Origin of the sequence: Nocardia sp. NPDC058633, assembly GCF_042717045.1 — a bacterium.
Classification (GTDB): domain Bacteria; phylum Actinomycetota; class Actinomycetes; order Mycobacteriales; family Mycobacteriaceae; genus Nocardia.
Genome location: NZ_JBHXRA010000020.1, coordinates 49,377 through 67,103, shown reverse-complemented (window position 1 = coordinate 67,103; position 17,727 = coordinate 49,377). Strand labels below are relative to the sequence as shown.

The following is a 17,727-nucleotide window of genomic DNA, read 5'->3' as shown; positions in this document are numbered from 1 at the left end:
CCTTTCGGTCACATGTCTAGCGTTGCGCCACCGTCGACCCGCAGGTCGTGCATGGTGATGTGGCGGGCGCCATCGGAGGCCAGGAAGTGGACGGCCGCGGCGATGTCGGCGGGCGCGGCGATGCGGCGCAACGGGATTCCGAGTCGGTAGGTGGCGGGATCGCCGTCGAGCAGCGCGGTCTCGGCGGCGTCGTCGAGCGGTGTGCCGCCGAACATGTCGCGCAGCATGGCCGTATCGGTGGAACCGGGGGACACCAGATTCACCCGCACGCCCAGCGGGGCCACCTGCAGGGCGAGCGATCGCGTGAACGCGGTAGCGGCGGCTTTGGCGGCGCCGTAGGCGGCCATGCCGACCCGGGGTGTGGCCGCGGCATTGGAGGAGACCACGACGATCGATCCGCTTCCCGCGGCGGCCATCTCGGTGGCGGCGCGCTGGGTGACCAGCATGGTTCCGGTGGCGTTCACCGACAGGCAGCGCGTCCAGTCCGCCGGGCCGAGGCCGAGCGCGGTACCGCCGACCATGACGCCCGCGGCGTGCGCCAGCACCTCGACGGTGCCGTGCTCGGCGGTGAGCCGGTCGAAGGCCGCGTGCACGGCATCGGCGTCGGTGATGTCGACGGTCACGCCGTGTACTGCGGCGCCGGAGCTGAATGTTGTTGTGGTACTACTACTTCCATCGACACGGCGACGCGTGGCATCATCGATCGGGTCGTCGTGCGCGCGCTCGGCCGCGCTCACCATCGTCGCGGCGAGGGCGGCGGCGGTCTCGTGCACCGTCGGATCGAGGTCCCACAGCGAGACCACGCGATCCTCGGCCGCGAACCGTGCGGCGATCGCGGCTCCGATCCCCCCGGCCGCGCCGGTGACGACGACGATCCGCCCACTGGAATCACCATTAGACATGAGGTTAGCCTAACCTGAATCTGTCGTCGGTTGGTTAGCTTCCCTCATAACTTCTGGCGGCGACACCGCAATGCCCGCTGGAAAGAGGTGCTCGACTTGACCGAACCCGTACTCCCCGGCTTCACCCCGTGGCCCGCTGACCAGGCGCAACGCTATCGAAGTCAGAACCTGTGGGCCGGTGAGACATTCGGCGACGTCCTCGCTGCCCGCGCCACCGCCGCCCCGGATCACATCGCCGTCCTCGACACCGTCGGCCGATGGTCCTACGCCGAACTCCACCACCGGTCGCGCTCGCTTGCCGCGGGGCTGGCGCGGCTCGGGATCGCGCCGGGCGACCGAGTGCTGGTGCAGCTGCCCAACCGGGCCGAATTCGTCGAGGTGATCTTCGCGCTGTTCGAACTCGGCGCGCTGCCGGTGTTCTGCCTGCCCGCGCACCGCGCCGCCGAGCTGGTGCCGATCGCGAAGGCGGCCGCCCCGGTCGCCGTCATCACCTGTGGAACCCATCAGCGCTTCGACTACGCGGCGCTGGCGGCGACGGTGCGGGCCGAGGTGTCGAGCCTGCGGCACGTGCTGCTCGTGCTCGACGAGGGACAGGAACTGCCCGCCGACGCGCACGACATCGCCGAATTCCGGGACGAGCCCATCGCCTTGCCGGGTCCGTCGGCTGCCGATGTCGCCTTCCTGCAGTTGTCGGGCGGCAGCACCGGCGTCCCGAAGCTCATCGCCCGCACCCATGACGACTACCTCTACAGCGTGCGCCGCAGCGCCGAGATCTGCGAACTCGACAGCGACACGGTCTATCTCGCGACCCTGCCGGTCGCGCACAACTTCCCGATGAGCTCGCCGGGGATCCTCGGGGCCCTGTGGGCCGGGGGAGCGGTGGCGATGACGCCCGACCCCACTCCGGCGACGGCCTTCCCCCTCATCGAGCGGTTCGGCGTCACCATCACCGGCCTGGTGCCGCCCTTGGCTCGGCTGTGGACCGAGCGCGCCGAAGCGGGCCGGACGCCTGATCTGTCCAGTCTGCGGGTGCTCCAGGTCGGAGGCGCCCGCTGCCAGGACGAACTGGCCCGTCGGATCGGGCCCGCACTCGGTGTCACCCTGCAACAGGTGTTCGGGATGGCCGAGGGCCTGGTCTGCTACACCCGGCTCGACGATCCGATCGAGGTGGTGGTGAGCACCCAGGGGCGGCCGATGTCGGAGTTCGACCAGATCGCGGTGGTCGACGACAACGGCGTGGAGGTGGCGCCGGGCGCGCCGGGCCATCTGATCACCCAGGGCCCGTACACGATTCGCGGCTACTACGACAATCCCGAGGCCGACGCCCGCAGCTTCACCGCCGCGGGCTGGTACCGCACCGGCGACATCGTCTCGGTGCGGCCCGACGGCAACCTGGTGGTCGCGGGCCGGGCCGGTGACTGGGTCAACCGCGGTGGGGAGAAGGTGTCGGCCGAGGAGCTCGAGGCGCACCTGCTCGAGCACCCCGATGTCCGTGACGCCGTGATCGTCGGCACCCCCGATCCCGTTCTCGGCCAGCGCATCTGCGCGTTCGTTCAGCCCGCCGATCCGCAGCGGCGGCCGACGCTGATCAGCGTGCGCAAGTTCGTGCGCGAGCGCGGTGTCGCGGCGTGGAAGATGCCCGACACGGTCGTCGTGGTCGACGAGTTCCCGGCTACCGGGGTAGGCAAGACCAGCCGTAAGGAGCTGCGCCAGGCGCTGGCCGACGGCGCGCACGGTGGCGCGCCGAGCCCGGCCTAGCACGGAAACCGTTCGACCGGGGGTGACACAGTTGCGTGGTCACCCCCGGCAGTCATCGGGCCGGTCGATGATCCGGCGAGCTCAGGCCAGCAGCTCGATCCAGGCTCCGAGCACGGGATCGCCCGCGAGCGTGGGGAAGTCGATATCCGCATGTCCAGCCGACCGCCATTTCTCCACCAGCGACATGATGCGCACCGAATCGAGCCCGGCATCGAGCAGATCGGTCTGCGCGGTCAGCTCTGCCGGGTCGATACCCAAGACGGTGGCCACATCACCGATCACCTGTTCGTCGGTCATGTCTCAATCCTCTCGATCGAAGTCGGCGACGCCGCGCTTCCAGTACCCGGCGATGAGCGAGTCCTTGGGCCCGATACCCAGGTCGTTGCGAATGAACTTGCGAATTCCGCGTAGGCAGTTCGCTTCCCCGGCCACCCACGCGTAGACGCGCCGCCCGGCGGCAACTATCACCTCGCGGACGGCCTGCTCGAGGACGTCGCTGGTGCCCGGCGCGACATCGCCGCGGTGCAGCCAGCGCACCCGGATTCCGGCGGGCGGGTCGAGTGCGATCTCCTGCTCCGGCCCGCTCACCTCGATGAACGCCCAGCCGGTGGTGTGGCGTGGCATCCGCTCGAGCCAGCGGGAGATGGCGGGCAACGCGGTGATGTCACCGGCGAGCAGGTAGTCGTCGTAGGTCTCCGGGATGACGACGCCGCCGGGCGGACCGGCGATGTGCACCTTGGTGCCGGGCGTGACCGAGGCGGCCCAATCGGAGGCGAGTCCGCCCGGATGGATGACGAAATCGATGTCGAGTTCGCCGTCTTCGATGCTGTGGCGGCGCACGGTGTACTCGCGCGAGACCGGTCGTGGGTTACCCCACTCGAGCATCGTGCCCTCGAGCTTGGGCAGCCGAAGCACGCCGTCTTCGCCCGGGAAAATCAGGCGCACATGCTCATCCGGCACATAGCTGTGGAACTGCGCGATATCCGGGCCGCCGAAGGTGATCCGCAGCAGTGCCGAGCCGACGGGGACGACCCGCAACACCTCCACCTCCTGCAGGCCGATCGGATACGGCACCTTGGCGCCGTGGTCTCCGGCGAGCACCTCGGCGATGGTCTCGGCGTAGGCGGTGCGATCCTTCATCGTTGTTCCTTTCTGCGCAGCGGCCCGGCGGCGAGCGCCATCAGGCCGGTGAGGACCAGGACCGCGGTGCCGTAGAGCACGAGCGCGCGTCCGGGAGCGAACATCTGGCCGGCGACACCGGCCACCATGGAGCCGACCGCGGTACCGGCGACCGACTGCACCATCAGCAGACCCGACATGCGCCCGCGCATGTGGTCGGGCGCCGCCTGCTGCAACATCGCGTAGCGCAGCACCATGTTCACGGCTCTGGCCAGGCCGAACCCGGCGAGCCCGAGGAACACCAGCGCCGCGTGCGACCACAGCCCGGCCGCGATCACGCCGATCGGCATCAGCGCCAGCGAGATCAGCAGTGCCAGGCCGGTATTGGCGCGACGCATCCAGCCACTGGTGAGGGTGCCGAGTACCGCACCCGCACCGGGCGCCGCGTAGAGCAGGCCGAGCGTGCCCGGTCCCGCGTCGAGTTCGACATCGGCGAAGGCGGGCAGCAGCACCAGCGGTCCGCTGACGAGCATGCCGATCAGCCCGGTCGCCAGGATGAGCCGGATGGATTCGTGACGCACCGCGAAGGTGATGCCCGCGGCCAGCTCGCGCACCGGGTTCTCCAGATCCCGTTTCGGTGGCGGCGAGGGTCCGATCGCGGTGATCAGCCCGACAGTCGCGGTGGTGGCCAGGGCGCAAAGGAAATAGGCCGAGGCCACACCGGTTTTCGCGACGAGCAGACCGGCGATCGCCGGGGTGATCATGGTGCCGAGGTCGGTGGTCAGCGAGACCAGTGCGCCCGCGGCCGCCACCTTCTCGCGGCCGACCAGCGCCGGAACCATGGCCATCAGCGCCGAACCGCTCACCCCGCCCGCCAGGCCGTCGATGACGGCGGCGAGATAGATCGCGGACAGGAACGGATCCGGCAGCACGGCGTTCACCCCGAGCAGCAGGAATCCGATACCCGCGGCACTGCGCGACCACTGGATCACCGTGCGGCGGTCGTACCTGTCGGCGACCACACCGCCCGCGAGACTGCCGACGAACAGGGCCGCCGCGGTCGTGGTGGCGACCCCGGCGACCTGCACACTCGACCCGGTCAGCTGATAGACCTGCAGCGGCAGGGCCACCATGAGCAGCCCGATGCCGAGCACCGACACCAGTCGCGCCGCGAACGCGCACCGGAAGGGGCGCGAGGCCCGCAGCGGGCTGAGGTCGATGAGCAGTCCGCCGGTAGCGGTCACTTGAAGCGTTCCACGAGCAGCTCGAGGGTGGCCATGACCGTGCGGTAGTCGGGCCGCGAGCTGGTGGCGGGCAGTTCGAAGACCGTGTTCGCCGTGAACGAGGGCAGCGTGGCGTACATCGGGTCGGCGCGCAGCTCCGCGAGCGAACGGCCGCCGCTGAGCGGGATGGTGAACAGCACCGGCGCGTTGATCACGGTGTTGATCAGTTCCGGGCTGAAGCTGATGAAGTCGGCGCTCTGCTCCTTGGCGGGGTTGCCCGCCTTGGCTTCCACCTGCGTGTCCAGCGTGAATCCGACCTCTGCGAGCAGGGCGGGCAGGGCGGCGGTGGGCACGAAGACGGTCGGCTTCTGGCTCTTGATCGACTGCATCACCATGGTCGCACCGGCGGGCGCGTTGATCTTGGCCTTGGCGTCGGTCAACTTGGCCTGGTAGTTCGAGATCAAGGTGTCGACGTTGGCGGGCTTGTCGACGGTTTCGGCGATGAACCGCAGCTGGTCCTGCCAGTAGGTGGTCTCGGTCGGCATCAGCACCGTCGGGGCGATGGCGCTGAGCTGGTCGTAGGCATTGACCGACTGCTGGCCCGGGTAACCCTGGCCGCCGCCGATGATCAGGTCGGGGCGCTGGGCGGCGATGAACTCGAGGTTGATGCTCTCGCCGGACGGAACAGCCTGGGTGCCCTGCGTCTTCGCGTCCTCGGCCCAGCCGGTGGGGAACTCGCCCGGCTTGTTCGGGACACCGAGCAGGCGCGGATCCGCCGCGACGACGGTGGCATCGAGGTCGTAGAGGTAGCCGGCCAGGTTGCCGTTGAGCACGACGATGCGCTGGGGGTCGGCGGGCACCTGGATGGGGCCCTTCGCCGACGGCACCTCGCGCGGTCCCGCGTCGGCGGTGTCGGAGGACGAGTTACCGCACGCGGCGAGCACCGCGACGAGCGCGAGAATCAGAAGGGTGAGGGCAGCGCGGAGACCGCCCGAAGACCTGGTGGTGAACATGGACGCGAAATTCCTCATTTCTTTCGATGGCCGCACGGGTGCGAAAGATCCTCAGTGCACCTGCGCGGCGTTCTCCGCCAGCGGAATCACCAGTGGCGTACCGGTTTCCGGGTCGTCGATGATTCGGCAGCGCAGCGAGAACACCTCGTTCACCAACTCCGTGGTGACGATCTCGGCGGGCTCCCCGGACGCGACGACCCGCCCGTCGCACATGGCGATCAGGTGGTCGGCGTAGCGGAAGGCGTGGTTGAGGTCGTGCAGTACCGCCACGACCGTGCGTCCCGAATCGCGATTGAGCGAGCGGCACAGATCCAGCAGCTGGATCTGATAGGCGATATCGAGATAGGTGGTCGGCTCGTCGAGCAGGATGATGGGCGTCTGCTGGGCGAGCACCATCGAGATCCACACGCGCTGGCGCTGACCACCCGAGAGTTCCTCGACCGGGCGCGCCGACAGATCGGCGACGCCGGTGGCCGCCATCGCCGCCGCCACCGCCTCCTCGTCGGCGCGCGACCACTGTCGCAGCAGCGTCTGATGCGGATAGCGGCCGCGCGCAACGAGATCGGCCACATGGATGCCGTCCGGCGCGGTCGAGGTCTGGGGCAGCAGGCCGATCTGGCGGGCCAGTTCCTTGGCCGGATAGTCGGTCACCGGCTTGTCGTCGAGCAGTACGGTCCCCGCTTCGGGGGTGAGCAGCCGGGCCAGCGCGCGCAGCAGCGTCGACTTACCGCAGGCGTTGGGGCCGATGATCACGGTGAACTTCCCGTCCGGGATGTCCACGCAGAGTTGGTCACTGATCGTGGTGCCCTTGTAGCCGAGCCGGACCTGGTCGGCGCGCAACCGCGCGGGGTGAGAGTCGTTCATATCGCTTTCCCTATTTCCGTCGCGCTTCGACGACGAGCAGATACGCCAGGTACAGGCCGCCGATCGAGCTGGTGACGATGCCGACCGGGATGGTGGTCGGGGCGAAAACGTGCTGGGCGATCCAGTCGCAGGTGATCAGCAAGGTCGCGCCCATCACCGCGGCGGGGACCAGCGCGATCGATGGGGTGCGGGTGAGTCGGCGCGCCAGGTGCGGTGCGGCCAGTGCGACGAAGGCGATCGGCCCGGCGACGGCCGTTGCCAGCGAGGTGAATCCGACGCTGAGCGCGATCAGCCAGCCGGTCGCCTTGCTCGCGTCGAGCCCGAGCGCGCGTGCGGTGTCGTCACCGAGTTCGAGGATCTGCAGGCGGGGCGCGGCCGGGATCAGTGCCACCGCGAGCACGGCCAAGATGATCATCGTCGGCGCGACCTGTGGCCACGACAGCCCGTTGAGCGAACCCGCGCCCCAGGCCGCCGCCGACATCGCCGCGTCCAGGTCGGCTCGCATGATCAGCCAGGTGTTCACCGAGGCGAGCATGGCGCTCACGCCGATCCCGACGATGATCAGCCGGAAGCCGGTGACGTTGTGCCGGAAGGCCAGTAGGTGGATTACGAGCGCCGCGCCGAGACCACCGATCATGGCTCCCGCCGCGGTCTGGAAGTTCCCACCGCCCAGCGTCAGGATCACCAGCAGCGCACCGGTGTAGGCGCCGGTGCTGAATCCGATGATGTCGGGGCTGCCCAGCGGATTCCTGGTGACCGACTGCAGGATCGCGCCGCTGACGCCGAGTGCCGCGCCGAGGGCCAACGCCATGAGGATGCGCGGCAACCGCCAGTCCCACACCACCAGTCGGTCGAAACGTTCGTCGCCGACGACCAGTGCGCGCAGCACGCGCGGCGCGGGAATCGGGAAATCGCCGCTGCCCAGTGCGAGTACGGCGGTGGCGACGGCGATGGCCAGCAGAATCGCGCACACCACGACGGTGCGTACCCCGATCCTGGTGGTGAGACCCAGGCGTCGCGGTCGCACGAGGAACATGGTGCGTCCGAAGTCGATTTTCGTGCTCATGCGGTGTCCATTCGGCGTGCGCGGGCGCCCCGTGCGGTGGCGCGGGCTGCCTGCTCCGGGTGCTGACCGCTCATGCCGGGGCTCCCACTCGCGAACGGCGTGCCAGCCAGATCAGCATCGGCGCGCCGAGGAACGCCGTGACCAGCCCGGCGGGCACCTCGTCGGGACGAATGATGATGCGGCCCAGGATGTCCGCGGTGAGGACCAGCAGCGGCGCGAGCACCAGCGAGTATCCGAAGATCCAGCGCTGATCGGGACCGACCAGCCAGCGGGCGATGTGCGGCACCGCGAGACCGACGAACGCGATCGGGCCGACGGCCGCGGTCGCGGTGCCGCACAGCAGCACCAGCGCCAGTGCGGTGAGCAGGCGCGTGCGGGTGACGTGCACGCCCAGCGATCGGGCCAGATCGTCGCCGAGGGCAACGGCATTGAGCGAACGCGCGCAGACCGCGGCGATCAGCAGCCCGACCACGATGAACGGTGCGGCGCCCGCGATGATGTCGAATCCGCGGCCGGTGAGCGAACCCGCGTCCCAGCGCCGCATCTCGTCGAAAGCCTTGGGGTCGAGCAGGATCAGACCCCGGGTGAGTCCGGTCAGCACCGCGGTGGCGGCGACTCCGGCCAGGGTCAGGCGGATCGGATCGGTGCCGGTGTGGCCCGCGGTGCCGAGCCGGTAAACGACCACCGAGACCAGCGCGGCGCCGACGAAGCCGAACCAGACATAGGAAGTGATCTCGTCTACCCCGAGCAACGCCACCGCGACCGTGATGGCGAAGGCCGCGCCCGCGTTGACGCCGAGCAGGCCCGGGTCGGCGAGCGGGTTACGGGTCAGGCCCTGCATCAGGCAGCCCGCGACACCGAGGGCCAGTCCGGCGAGCAGGCCGAGGACTGTTCGCGGCAGCCGGTATTCGGTGACGGTGACATGGTCGGGTGTGGTCGCCGGTCCGGTCAGCGCCAGCCAGACCTCGCCCAGCGGAATCGATTTCGTGCCGACCAGCAGGCTCAGCGAACAGGCCGCGATCAGCAACACGACTGTCAGCAACCAGCCGCACCAGCGCGGACTTCTCATCAGGGGAATCTCTCCTACGTCGAACCAAGCCTTTGAGAGGTTAGCCTAAGAAACCTATATGTAGGTGAGGCTTGCCTGATTCAAAGTTAGGCAAGGCAAGGTCTTGATAGGTGAGCCTAACCTGTCTAGAGTGCCATCTGTTCAAGATCGGTGCGAATCGGTCACAACAGTTGATGAGGACACCACGATGCGAAAAATGCTTGCGGCCACTGCGCTGGCCACGGCCGCGCTGGCCGTTGCCGGCGGATCGGCCAATGCGGACACCTTCATTCCGCTCCCCGACGGTGAGAAGGCCGGTCCCGGTGTGACGATCAAGCGGGTGGGCGAAAGCGCCCTGATCTCGCCGTCGATGGCTGCCAACGGCGCCGGTCGCGTGGCGTGGGTCAGTGGAACCGTGCTGGCAGAGGTCGCCGAGACCCCGAAGGGTGACCCCCGGCCGTTCGTCGGCGGCAACAACGCACCGGGCACCAACAACTCCTCGACCCACGGCTCCTCGCGGATCAGCACCGGCTACATCGTCGGCTGCCAGGTGAGCATCGCCGACGACGCGATCTCGGCGGGCGTCTCCGGTGGCATCTCCACCAGCGGCGTGAACGCGGGTGGCTCCATCGGCGTCAAGCTCGGCCCGGGCGAGGTGAAATTCGTTGGCGTCGAGGGCTTCGACATCATCGAGAAGGGCAACTACCACGTCAGCTACTCCGACGTCGAGCTGCAGATCCAGGGGTGCGCCGGCTACGCGCAGGCCCGGTCCTACACCGTCGTGGAGATCATCGGCGACCACTACTCCAAGACCTCCCTCTACGGTGCGCCGTTCAGCATCGGCTGACCTGGTCGCCTCTTTCGACGAATAGGAACCTCTCCATGACCATCTTCACGAAGGCGACCGCTCGCCTGGCCTGCGTGGCCGCGGCCGCGACTGTCGCGCTCGGTCTGTTCTCCACCGGCGCCGCGAACGCCGACACCTTCATCCCGCTGCCCGGCGGTGAGATCACCGAGACGCTGCCCGACGGCACCGCGGTGACCATCCGGCTGGTCAACGAATCGGTCAACATCAGCCCCTCCATGGGCTCGACTCCGTTGCACCGCAACGTCTGGGCCTCCGGCCGCGCCGAGGTGCAGGTGCACGGCGAGCACAACGGCGTCAAGCTCTACCCCGGCTATGTCGTCGGTTGCCAGGTCGACATCTCCGGCGGTAACGCCAACGGTGGAGCCAACGGTGCGGTGAACAGCTCGGGCAACGGCAGCGGCGGCGTGACCTCCGGCGGCAACCTGACGCTGGGCCCGGGCCAGGCGTCGACCTTCTGGCTGCTCCAGGTCGAGGGCGCGGACGCCTACGGCGAGGAGAGCTACGTCCCCGCCATCAAGTTCAAGGGCCAGGAAGGGTCGGTGACCTGGTCCGACTCGACCCTCGGGCTCGGGGGCTGCGCGGGCTACGCCCAGGCGCGCGCGTTCGTCGCCGTCGAGGTGACCACCCAGTTCGGCCGTTCCGAACTGCGCCTGTGGGGCCAGCCGTTCAGCCTCGGCTGATCGGAATCCGGCACTGAGAGCGGACTCTCGCTGACCCGTGACGGTCAGTGAGAGTCCGCTTTGCTCACCACGGGCTGGTCGGCGGACTCCGTCGCGGCGTGGTTCGGCGCGGGAATATGGCGGAGCAGAACCATCACCAGCCCGGCGGCGAGAGCGGTCAAACCGATGCCGACCAGCGAATTCACCTGCAGTGCGTGGGTATACGCCTGGCGGGCGACCGTGGTCAGTTCGGCGCCGAGTGTTTCGGGTAGCGCCGCCGCGACGTGCAGCGCACCGGCGAGGGTGTCCTCGGCGACGGCCGCGGCCTCGGGCGGAAGTCCGGCGGGCAGCTGGTCGGCCATCTGCCCGCGGTACACAGCGGTACCGATGCTGCCGATCACCGCGACACCCAGCGCGGCCGAAAGCTCCTGCCCGGTCTCGGAAATGGCCGACGCGGCGCCGGCGCGAGCCGGGTCGACCGCGCCGACGATCAGGTCGAGGCCGAGCACGAACATCGGGCTCAGACCGAGCGAGAACACCACCATGCCGGTGACGATCAGGGCGAGGTCGTCGCCGCCGGAGAGCTGGGTGAAGATCGCGAACCCGGCGATCGCGATCAGCAGACCGCCTGTCATCAGGTACGCGGGCCGGATCCTGGGCGCCAGCGCGCTCACCACGCCCGCCGCCACCACCATGGCCACCGCCTGCGGCACTGTCCACAGTCCTGCCTCGAACGCCGACAAGCCGAGCACGAGTTGCAGATACTGGGCGAGCAGCAGGAACAGCCCACCCATCGCCAGCATGGCGACCATCAACGCCACCAGCGATCCGCTGAACCGGACATTGGCGAACAGTCGCAGGTCGATCAGCGGATTGGTCAGACGCTGCTGGCGCAGGACGAAAACCGTACCGAGCACCAGACCGGCCACCAGCACACCGACGGCCTCGACCGACCACCCGTCCTTGGCGAGTTCCTTGATGCCGTAGATGACGGCCATCACCGACAGCAACGACAGCAACGCGCTGAGAATGTCGAGCTTGCCCGGATTCGGGTCCTTGTACTCGGGCAGCAGGAACGGGCCGGTCGCCAGCAGCAACACCATCGCCGGCACCGCGACCAGGAACACCGAGCCCCACCAGAAGTTCTCCAACATCGCGCCACCGACCAGCGGTCCGATCACCATGCCGACCATGAAACTGGTCATCCACACGCTGATCGCGGCGGTGCGCTGGCGGTCGTCGTGGAACATGTTGCGGATGAGCGCCAGCGTGGACGGCATCAGCGTCGCGCCCGCGATGCCGAGCAGCGCGCGGGTGCCGATCAGCATGTTCGCACTGGTCGAGTACGCGGCGATCACCGAGGCGGCGCCGAAGGCGAGTGCGCCGATCATCAGCAGTTTGCGTCGGCCGATGCGGTCGCCGAGGGTGCCCATGGTGATGAGGAAGCCGGCGACCAGGAAGCCGTAGATGTCGAGGATCCACAGCAGCTGTGAGCTGCTGGGTTCGAGCGCTTCGCTGATACGGGGGATCGCCAGGTAGAGCACGCTCATGTCCATCGAGATGAGCAGCGTCGGCAGCGCGAGTACGGCCAGGCCGATCCACTCCTTCAACCCTGCCGTCGAGAAGGATTCCGGCGGGGACTGGTCGTGCTGAGTGGACGTCACCCTACGACCGTACCGACCGATTCGCCTCCGGTGCCAGCGAGTTTTCCGGCGGGTGCTGGTGGTAAGTCATTGGACATTGCCCGCGGGTAGCCACGATGATGGGCTCGGTGTCCACACGTAATGAACAGCTCAGGCTCGTCGATTCGCCGCGTGCACCGCAGGATCAGGGCGAGCCGTTTCCGTGGTCTGCGACCATCGACTCCACCTATTCGACCCGCGACGCGATCGACGCGCTGGCCTTGGCGCCGTTCCTGCGCGGTGACCAGCCCTTCGCCCGTCAGGCTCACCTGGACCGGGTGCGTCCCGAAGCGACGCTGCGCCCCGTCGACTCGCGGATCGTGCGCTCGGTCGCCGATGACGACAGCAGTGCCTTGCTCGCGGCGGGTGAAGGGTGGGCGCTGCGCGCCGTGCGGTGGGCCAGCGGGTCGGCCACGATCGAAGTGACCGCGGTGAGCGACGAACTCGCTGTCGAGGTGTTGGCGCAGGCCACCGAGGGCGCGGCACTGTCACGTGACAGTGAGGCGACGGTCGAGATGGGCTTCTGGCACATGGATGTTCGACGCCCCGCGCGCAGACGGCGCCAGATCGCGGCGCCCGCGTGGGCCGAGATTCGGGGGAATTACACCGGCTCGGTGGCCTCGAGTATGGAGCGGTTGATGGGGCTCGGTGTCGCCGACATCAAGGGGCGGCTGGTGCTGCTGCACGGCGAGCCCGGCACCGGCAAGACCACCGCGCTGCGTGCGCTCGCACGGTCATGGTCGCCGTGGTGTCAGGTCGACTGTGTTGTCGATCCGGAAGAACTGTTCAGCAATCCCGGATACCTGATGGAGGTCGCGGCGGGTGCCGACGGCGACGACGAGGACGGGCGCTGGCGACTGCTGGTGTTGGAGGACTGCGACGAGCTCATTCGTGGTGAGGCGAAAGAAGCTGCGGGGCAGAAGCTCTCACGTCTGCTCAACCTGACCGACGGGATGCTCGGGCAGGGGCGCAATGTGTTGATCGCGATCACCACCAACGAAGATCTCTCCCGCCTGCACCCCGCCGTCGTTCGACCGGGGCGCTGTCTGGCTCAGCTCGAGGTGGGTCGGTTGTCGGCAGCCGAAGCCCACGAATGGCTCAGCCGCCACGACGGTGTTCCCGCCACGCCGAGCTTCCCCGACGGCGCGACTCTCGCCGAGTTGGTCGCCCACCGCGACGGCGGCATCCAGATCCAGTCGACCATCGACCACTCGACCGACGTCGGCATGTACCTCTAGCCGTCGGCACCGCGTGCTTCGACGACGTCCCTGGCCTCGATCAACGAGGCGTCCGGCCGAAGTTGTCGATACGCCCTGATCGCCTGGATCTTCTTCCCCTGGCGCACGAGGTCGTCGACCTCACGGAGATCCAGCTCCGATGCGGGGTCGCTGATTCCCAGGTGCCGCATGATCAGATCGAGCTTGCGTTCGATCCTCAGGAGTTTCGCTTCGTGCCTGTCTTGGGCGAACATAGTTCCAGAGTAAGTGACTTCAGCGGCGCACGACCGGCGCGGCGACGGCACAGCCGAGGGTGAGCACGAGGGGGATGAGCAGCGCCGCGGTGAGGGGGACGACGGCGGCGAGCCAGCCGATCATGGCGGGGCCCGCGAGGAGGCCCAGGTATCCGATGGTGAAGACGCGCGACATGTCGGTGGCGGCTGTCGTGCCACCGAGATTGCCCGCGGTCGAGAAGATCTGCGGAACGCCGCCGGCGAGGCCGAGCCCACACAGGGCCCAGCCGAGGAGGGTGAGCGGGAGCCAAGGGGAGCCGATGACCAGCGCGAATCCGGCTGCGGCGAGCAGGCTTCCGTAGCGGACGACGGCTACCGGGCCGAAGGCGCCGCTCACCCGGTCGGCGAGGAATCGGCCGAGGGTCATGGTGGCGGAGAAGGCGCCGAACGCGAGAGCGGCAGCGGCCTCGGACGTGCCGAGGCGTTCGCGAACCTGCAGCGCGCTCCAGTCGGCTGCGACGCCTTCCGCGAGCAGGAGCACAAACGCGATGCTCCCGAGCAAGAATACTTTTCGTGTGCGCTCGGCGCCGAGCCGAGTGGACACGGCGGCGTCGGCCTTGTCGTAATGCTCCGCATGCGAGGGTGATTCAGCCCGTTGGTGGTCGACCAGATGCGGTACCAGCACCGCGGTGACGAGCAACCCACAGACCGACGCACAGGTCAGCGTCACCTGTGGCGACCATCCAGCGTGCTGAGCAGCTGCGCCCAACAGTGAACCGGCGAACCCGCCCGCCGAGAACATCGCATGAAACGCGGCCATGATCGGTCGGCGATACGCTCGTTCGACCTGCACCGCCTGGGCATTCATCGACACATCGAGCGCGCCGTTGCCGATCCCGAAGCAGGCCAGAGCGATCGCCAAGGTGATCGGATCGGTCGCCAGTCCCGGGCCGAGCACCGTCACCGAAATGGCAGCCGCGGCCAGCATGACGAGGGTGCGGCTACCGAACCGGTCGGCGGCGGGGCCCGCCAGCCGCATACCGACCAGCGCGGCCCCCGCCATCAGCAACACGAGCAAGCTGAGCGCCGACGTCGACACCCCCGTCCGCCCGGTGATCGCCGGAATATGGACAACCCACATAGCCAGCAAAACCCCGTTCAGCGAAAAAGCCGCAAACACCGCCCCCCGAGCCCGCCGAAGACGACGATCGACCACCACAGAACTCACCGCCCAACGCTACCGGCCACCCTCGCACCCTGGCAGTTCAAGATCATCAGGCCGTCAGGGATTTTCGCTCTCGGGCGATGTCTCCCTGATGGCCTGGTGATCAATTGTCCAACTGCTACTGCTGGGGTGTCCAGGCTCCGGTGGCGGCGGTCTCCTTGGCGTAGTCGGTGAAATCGCGGGCTTCGCGGCCGAGGGCGCGGCGGACGCCGTCGGCGGTGGCGGTGTTGCGGCCGTCGAGGATGGTGCCGAAGAGGTAGTCGAGCAGGCTGATCGTGTCGTCGGGCACCTGGTATTCGCTCAGGGCCGCCACGAATTCGGGCCGGGACACGGGGATGAAGGCGATCTCGCGACCGGTGGCCGCGGCGATCTCACCGACCGCGTCGGCGAAGGTCAGGGCGCGGGGGCCGGTGAGCTCGTAGAGCTGACCCGCGTGACGATCGTCGGTCAGCGCGGCCGCCGCCACCTCGGCGATGTCGTCGACGTGCACGAATGGCTCCGGCACATCGCCGTTGGGCAGCGCCACCGCACCGGCGAGCACGTCGTCGACGAAGGCGCCCTCACTGAAGTTGTGGGCGAAGAAGGCACAGCGCACGATGGTCCAGCTCAGACCCGAATTCTGCACGATCTCTTCGCATTCCAGCGCTTCGGGCTCGCCACGCCCGGACAGCAGCACCACCGAGCGCACACCGGCGGACCGGGCGGCGACGGTGAATGCGCGGATGATGTCCGGGGCGCCGGGGACGGCGAGGTCGGGCTGGAAGGCGAGGTAGACGGAGTCGACGCCGGCCAGCGCGGGTGCCCAGGTCTCGCGGTCGGTCCAGTCGAAGGGGATCTCGGCGGTGCGCGAGCCGAGGCGAACCGGTCGGCCCGCGGCTTCGAGGAGAGCCGCCACCCGGCTGCCGGTCTTGCCGGTAGCGCCGGTGATGAGGGAAAGCTGCTGGTGAGAAGCGGTGTTTGTCATGAGATAAGTACACCGCCGCGCGGCTCACGGCAACATCGTCGTACCGCTCACGAACATGCGTTGTCGTCTACGGGTTGTCGTCTACTGTGGAAGGGTGGATGCGTTAGCCGGTCTGCTCGAAGGTCCACGCGCCCGCGGCGCGTTCCTCATGTGTTCGCTGCTGAACCCGCCGTGGTCACTGCGCGTGCAGGATGAAGCCCCGCTCACGGTGCTCGCGATGATCCGCGGAAAGGCTTGGGTCAGTACGGATTCGATGCCGCCGCGGCAACTCTCGGCGGGCGATGTCGCGGTGTTCCGTGGGCCCCAGCCGTATACGGTGGCCGACGATCCCGCGACCGAACCTCAGGTCGTCATCCAGCCGGGTCAGGTCACAACCACCCCGGAAGGTGAGATCCTGTGCGAGACACTGAGTCTCGGCGTCCGGCAGTGGGGCACCGATCCCGACGGTGAGACGCTGATGGTCACCGGAACCTACGAGTCGGCGGGCGCGGTGAGTCGGCGGTTGCTGCGCGCGCTGCCGCGGGTCGCGGTGCTACCGCGCGGTGAGCTCGACGCGCGCCTGCTCGACCTGCTCGTCGACGAGGCGACCAAGGACCTGCCCGCCCAAACCGTCGTCCTCGACCGCCTGCTCGACCTGTTGCTCATCGCCGCGCTGCGCGCCTGGTTCGCCCGCGACGACGCCCCAGCGTGGTACCACGCCTACAGCGATCCACTGGTAGGCAAGGCCCTGCGCCTGCTCCAGCACAATCCGGCGCATCCGTGGACGGTGGTCGCCCTGGCCGAGGCGGTGGGTATGTCCCGCGCCGCGTTGGCTCGCCGGTTCACCGAGTTGGTCGGTGAACCCCCGATGAGCTTCCTGACCGAATGGCGGCTCTCGCTCGCGGCCGACCTGCTCGCGGAATCCGACGCGACGGTGGAATCCATTGCCCACCAGGTGGGATACGGCAGCGCGTTCGCCCTCAGCACCGCCTTCAAACGGCACTTCGGGGTGAGCCCGCGTGATCACCGACAGGGCAGCGCGGCATGATGGCCCGATGAGCTATCCCGTCCTGTGGCCGATGCCGACCCGGTGGGCCGACAACGACCAGTACGGCCACGTGAACAACGTGACCTACTACTCCTACTTCGACACCGCTGTGAACGCCTGGCTGATGCGTGCCACCGGCACCGACATCACCGCGTTGCCCGCGCTCGGCGTGGTCGCGCAGACCTCGTGCCGTTTCCACGGATCGGTCAGTTTTCCCGACCAGCTACAGGTGGGGCTGCGGATCGCCCGACTCGGCAACTCGAGCATCACCTACGATCTCGCGATCTTTCGCGAGGGCGAGGCCGGTCTCGAGCTGGCCGCGACGGGCGAATTCGTCCACGTCTACGTCGACGCCGACACCCGCAAGCCGGTGGCGATCCCCGACGCGGTGCGCACGGCGGCCGCGGAACTGGTCACCGAGTAGCGCCTGTAACCCAGCCCGTCGTGGTGTTGCCGCTCAGGAGGCGATGACGCCTACCTCGGGCTGATGTGTTGCTCCGGACCCCGTCGTGGTGTTGCCGCTCAGGAAGCGATTACCCCTACCTCGGGCCATTCGCTGCCGCGGCGGGCGCGCAGGATGATCTGGCCCGCCGGTGAGTAGCCGGGTGGTCCGGGGAGGGCGGCGAAGGTGGTTTTGTCGATAACCAGCGACGAGTCGAGCTGTTCCCGGCTCGGCCCCCAGTGGTACTCGACCTGGGTGAGTTCGTCGCGAACCTTCTTGAAATACATCAGGTGTGCCATCGCCGGATCTCCGCCTAGACCTCCGCCGGTCAGCGGATCGTGACCGGCGGCTACCGACCATCGTGGCAGGAATCGAGCGATCTCGCGGCTACCTCGCCGAATTTTTTCGGGCGCACCG

At 68.4% G+C, this 17,727-nt stretch carries 19 protein-coding genes; 6 read left to right on the top strand and 13 right to left on the bottom strand.

Translation table 11 applies throughout. The features are described 5' to 3' along the window. Positions 1-8 precede the first annotated feature (8 nt). The gene (locus ACFWUR_RS24670; RefSeq protein WP_378909913.1) at positions 9-902 is read right to left on the bottom strand and encodes an SDR family oxidoreductase; all 894 of its coding nucleotides are present in this window, start codon (positions 900-902) and stop codon (positions 9-11) included. Between the two features lie 87 nt (positions 903-989). Between ACFWUR_RS24670 and ACFWUR_RS24665 the strand changes: the two genes are divergently transcribed. Beyond that, positions 990-2,660, top strand: coding sequence for a (2,3-dihydroxybenzoyl)adenylate synthase (locus ACFWUR_RS24665; RefSeq protein WP_378909912.1), 1,671 nt, complete (start codon positions 990-992; stop codon positions 2,658-2,660). Positions 2,661-2,741: 81 nt separating this feature from the next. Here ACFWUR_RS24665 and ACFWUR_RS24660 read toward each other — a convergent pair whose 3' ends face one another. The 7 genes from ACFWUR_RS24660 to ACFWUR_RS24630 all read right to left on the bottom strand — a co-directional run bounded on the left by ACFWUR_RS24660 (position 2,742) and on the right by ACFWUR_RS24630 (position 9,014). Continuing rightward, a complete protein-coding gene (locus ACFWUR_RS24660; RefSeq protein WP_378909910.1) occupies positions 2,742-2,957 on the bottom strand; it encodes a phosphopantetheine-binding protein in 216 nt (71 codons plus the stop codon). Positions 2,958-2,960: 3 nt separating this feature from the next. Then, positions 2,961-3,800, bottom strand: coding sequence for a siderophore-interacting protein (locus ACFWUR_RS24655; protein ID WP_378909909.1), 840 nt, complete (start codon positions 3,798-3,800; stop codon positions 2,961-2,963). Beyond that, positions 3,797-5,023, bottom strand: coding sequence for an enterobactin transporter EntS (gene entS / locus ACFWUR_RS24650; RefSeq protein ID WP_378909907.1), 1,227 nt, complete (start codon positions 5,021-5,023; stop codon positions 3,797-3,799). The genes ACFWUR_RS24655 and entS overlap by 4 nt, the downstream gene beginning before the upstream one ends. Beyond that, on the bottom strand, positions 5,020-6,015 hold the full coding sequence (locus tag ACFWUR_RS24645) for an ABC transporter substrate-binding protein (protein WP_378909906.1): 996 nt from the start codon (positions 6,013-6,015) through the stop codon (positions 5,020-5,022). Before ACFWUR_RS24645 ends, entS begins: the two co-directional genes overlap by 4 nt. Positions 6,016-6,066: 51 nt before the next feature. Next, a complete protein-coding gene (locus ACFWUR_RS24640) occupies positions 6,067-6,879 on the bottom strand; it encodes an ABC transporter ATP-binding protein (protein WP_378909904.1) in 813 nt (270 codons plus the stop codon). A gap of 10 nt (positions 6,880-6,889) precedes the next feature. Beyond that, a complete protein-coding gene (locus tag ACFWUR_RS24635; protein WP_378909903.1) occupies positions 6,890-7,945 on the bottom strand; it encodes a FecCD family ABC transporter permease in 1,056 nt (351 codons plus the stop codon). Positions 7,946-8,015: 70 nt separating this feature from the next. Further along, the gene (locus tag ACFWUR_RS24630) at positions 8,016-9,014 is read right to left on the bottom strand and encodes an iron chelate uptake ABC transporter family permease subunit (protein ID WP_378909901.1); all 999 of its coding nucleotides are present in this window, start codon (positions 9,012-9,014) and stop codon (positions 8,016-8,018) included. Positions 9,015-9,210: 196 nt separating this feature from the next. On the opposite strand from ACFWUR_RS24630, the gene ACFWUR_RS24625 reads away from it, so the two are divergent. Together ACFWUR_RS24625 and ACFWUR_RS24620 are read left to right on the top strand one after the other, a co-directional pair. Further along, positions 9,211-9,840, top strand: coding sequence for an MspA family porin (locus tag ACFWUR_RS24625; RefSeq protein WP_378909900.1), 630 nt, complete (start codon positions 9,211-9,213; stop codon positions 9,838-9,840). Between the two features lie 35 nt (positions 9,841-9,875). Continuing rightward, positions 9,876-10,541 carry an MspA family porin gene (locus ACFWUR_RS24620; RefSeq protein ID WP_378909898.1) on the top strand — a complete coding sequence of 222 codons (666 nt, stop codon included), beginning with the start codon at positions 9,876-9,878 and terminating at the stop codon, positions 10,539-10,541. 44 nt (positions 10,542-10,585) lie between these two features. Here the strand turns inward: ACFWUR_RS24620 and ACFWUR_RS24615 are convergent, their stop codons facing one another. Next, on the bottom strand, positions 10,586-12,184 hold the full coding sequence (locus ACFWUR_RS24615) for an MFS transporter (RefSeq protein WP_378909897.1): 1,599 nt from the start codon (positions 12,182-12,184) through the stop codon (positions 10,586-10,588). Positions 12,185-12,282: 98 nt separating this feature from the next. Here ACFWUR_RS24615 and ACFWUR_RS24610 point away from each other — a divergent pair, with 98 nt between their 5' ends. Further along, positions 12,283-13,440 (top strand): DUF5925 domain-containing protein, encoded by a 1,158-nt coding sequence (locus ACFWUR_RS24610; protein ID WP_378909995.1) that lies wholly within the window; start codon positions 12,283-12,285, stop codon positions 13,438-13,440. Here ACFWUR_RS24610 and ACFWUR_RS24605 read toward each other — a convergent pair. From ACFWUR_RS24605 to ACFWUR_RS24595, 3 genes are all read right to left on the bottom strand, one after another. Further along, positions 13,437-13,673, bottom strand: a complete 237-nt coding sequence (locus ACFWUR_RS24605) for a hypothetical protein (RefSeq protein WP_378909895.1) — start codon at positions 13,671-13,673, stop codon at positions 13,437-13,439. The two genes, ACFWUR_RS24610 and ACFWUR_RS24605, sit on opposite strands and share 4 nt — an antisense overlap. Positions 13,674-13,692: 19 nt before the next feature. Continuing rightward, the gene (locus ACFWUR_RS24600; protein ID WP_378909894.1) at positions 13,693-14,880 is read right to left on the bottom strand and encodes an MFS transporter; all 1,188 of its coding nucleotides are present in this window, start codon (positions 14,878-14,880) and stop codon (positions 13,693-13,695) included. Between the two features lie 115 nt (positions 14,881-14,995). Then, positions 14,996-15,841, bottom strand: a complete 846-nt coding sequence (locus ACFWUR_RS24595; protein WP_378909892.1) for an NmrA family transcriptional regulator — start codon at positions 15,839-15,841, stop codon at positions 14,996-14,998. Between the two features lie 94 nt (positions 15,842-15,935). Between ACFWUR_RS24595 and ACFWUR_RS24590 the strand changes: the two genes are divergently transcribed. Continuing rightward, positions 15,936-16,868, top strand: coding sequence for an AraC family transcriptional regulator (locus ACFWUR_RS24590; protein WP_378909891.1), 933 nt, complete (start codon positions 15,936-15,938; stop codon positions 16,866-16,868). A gap of 7 nt (positions 16,869-16,875) precedes the next feature. Beyond that, positions 16,876-17,292 (top strand): acyl-CoA thioesterase, encoded by a 417-nt coding sequence (locus tag ACFWUR_RS24585; RefSeq protein WP_378909890.1) that lies wholly within the window; start codon positions 16,876-16,878, stop codon positions 17,290-17,292. A gap of 98 nt (positions 17,293-17,390) precedes the next feature. Here the strand turns inward: ACFWUR_RS24585 and ACFWUR_RS24580 are convergent, their stop codons facing one another. Next, the gene (locus ACFWUR_RS24580; RefSeq protein ID WP_378909888.1) at positions 17,391-17,609 is read right to left on the bottom strand and encodes a hypothetical protein; all 219 of its coding nucleotides are present in this window, start codon (positions 17,607-17,609) and stop codon (positions 17,391-17,393) included. Positions 17,610-17,727 lie beyond the last annotated feature (118 nt).

Excerpts from the sequence above, each read along its gene's own strand:
- ACFWUR_RS24595 (WP_378909892.1), bottom strand. The coding sequence starts at position 15,841 with ATGACAAACACCGCTTCTCACCAGCAGCTTTCCCTCATCACCGGCGCT.
- ACFWUR_RS24635 (WP_378909903.1), bottom strand. The coding sequence starts at position 7,945 with ATGAGCACGAAAATCGACTTCGGACGCACCATGTTCCTCGTGCGACCG.
- ACFWUR_RS24660 (WP_378909910.1), bottom strand. The coding sequence starts at position 2,957 with ATGACCGACGAACAGGTGATCGGTGATGTGGCCACCGTCTTGGGTATC.
- ACFWUR_RS24620 (WP_378909898.1), top strand. The coding sequence starts at position 9,876 with ATGACCATCTTCACGAAGGCGACCGCTCGCCTGGCCTGCGTGGCCGCG.
- ACFWUR_RS24645 (WP_378909906.1), bottom strand. The coding sequence starts at position 6,015 with ATGTTCACCACCAGGTCTTCGGGCGGTCTCCGCGCTGCCCTCACCCTT.
- ACFWUR_RS24625 (WP_378909900.1), top strand. The coding sequence starts at position 9,211 with ATGCTTGCGGCCACTGCGCTGGCCACGGCCGCGCTGGCCGTTGCCGGC.
- ACFWUR_RS24670 (WP_378909913.1), bottom strand. The coding sequence starts at position 902 with ATGTCTAATGGTGATTCCAGTGGGCGGATCGTCGTCGTCACCGGCGCG.
- ACFWUR_RS24630 (WP_378909901.1), bottom strand. The coding sequence starts at position 9,014 with ATGAGAAGTCCGCGCTGGTGCGGCTGGTTGCTGACAGTCGTGTTGCTG.
- ACFWUR_RS24610 (WP_378909995.1), top strand. The coding sequence starts at position 12,283 with ATGGGCTCGGTGTCCACACGTAATGAACAGCTCAGGCTCGTCGATTCG.
- ACFWUR_RS24605 (WP_378909895.1), bottom strand. The coding sequence starts at position 13,673 with ATGTTCGCCCAAGACAGGCACGAAGCGAAACTCCTGAGGATCGAACGC.
- ACFWUR_RS24640 (WP_378909904.1), bottom strand. The coding sequence starts at position 6,879 with ATGAACGACTCTCACCCCGCGCGGTTGCGCGCCGACCAGGTCCGGCTC.
- ACFWUR_RS24580 (WP_378909888.1), bottom strand. The coding sequence starts at position 17,609 with ATGGCACACCTGATGTATTTCAAGAAGGTTCGCGACGAACTCACCCAG.
- ACFWUR_RS24585 (WP_378909890.1), top strand. The coding sequence starts at position 16,876 with ATGAGCTATCCCGTCCTGTGGCCGATGCCGACCCGGTGGGCCGACAAC.
- ACFWUR_RS24655 (WP_378909909.1), bottom strand. The coding sequence starts at position 3,800 with ATGAAGGATCGCACCGCCTACGCCGAGACCATCGCCGAGGTGCTCGCC.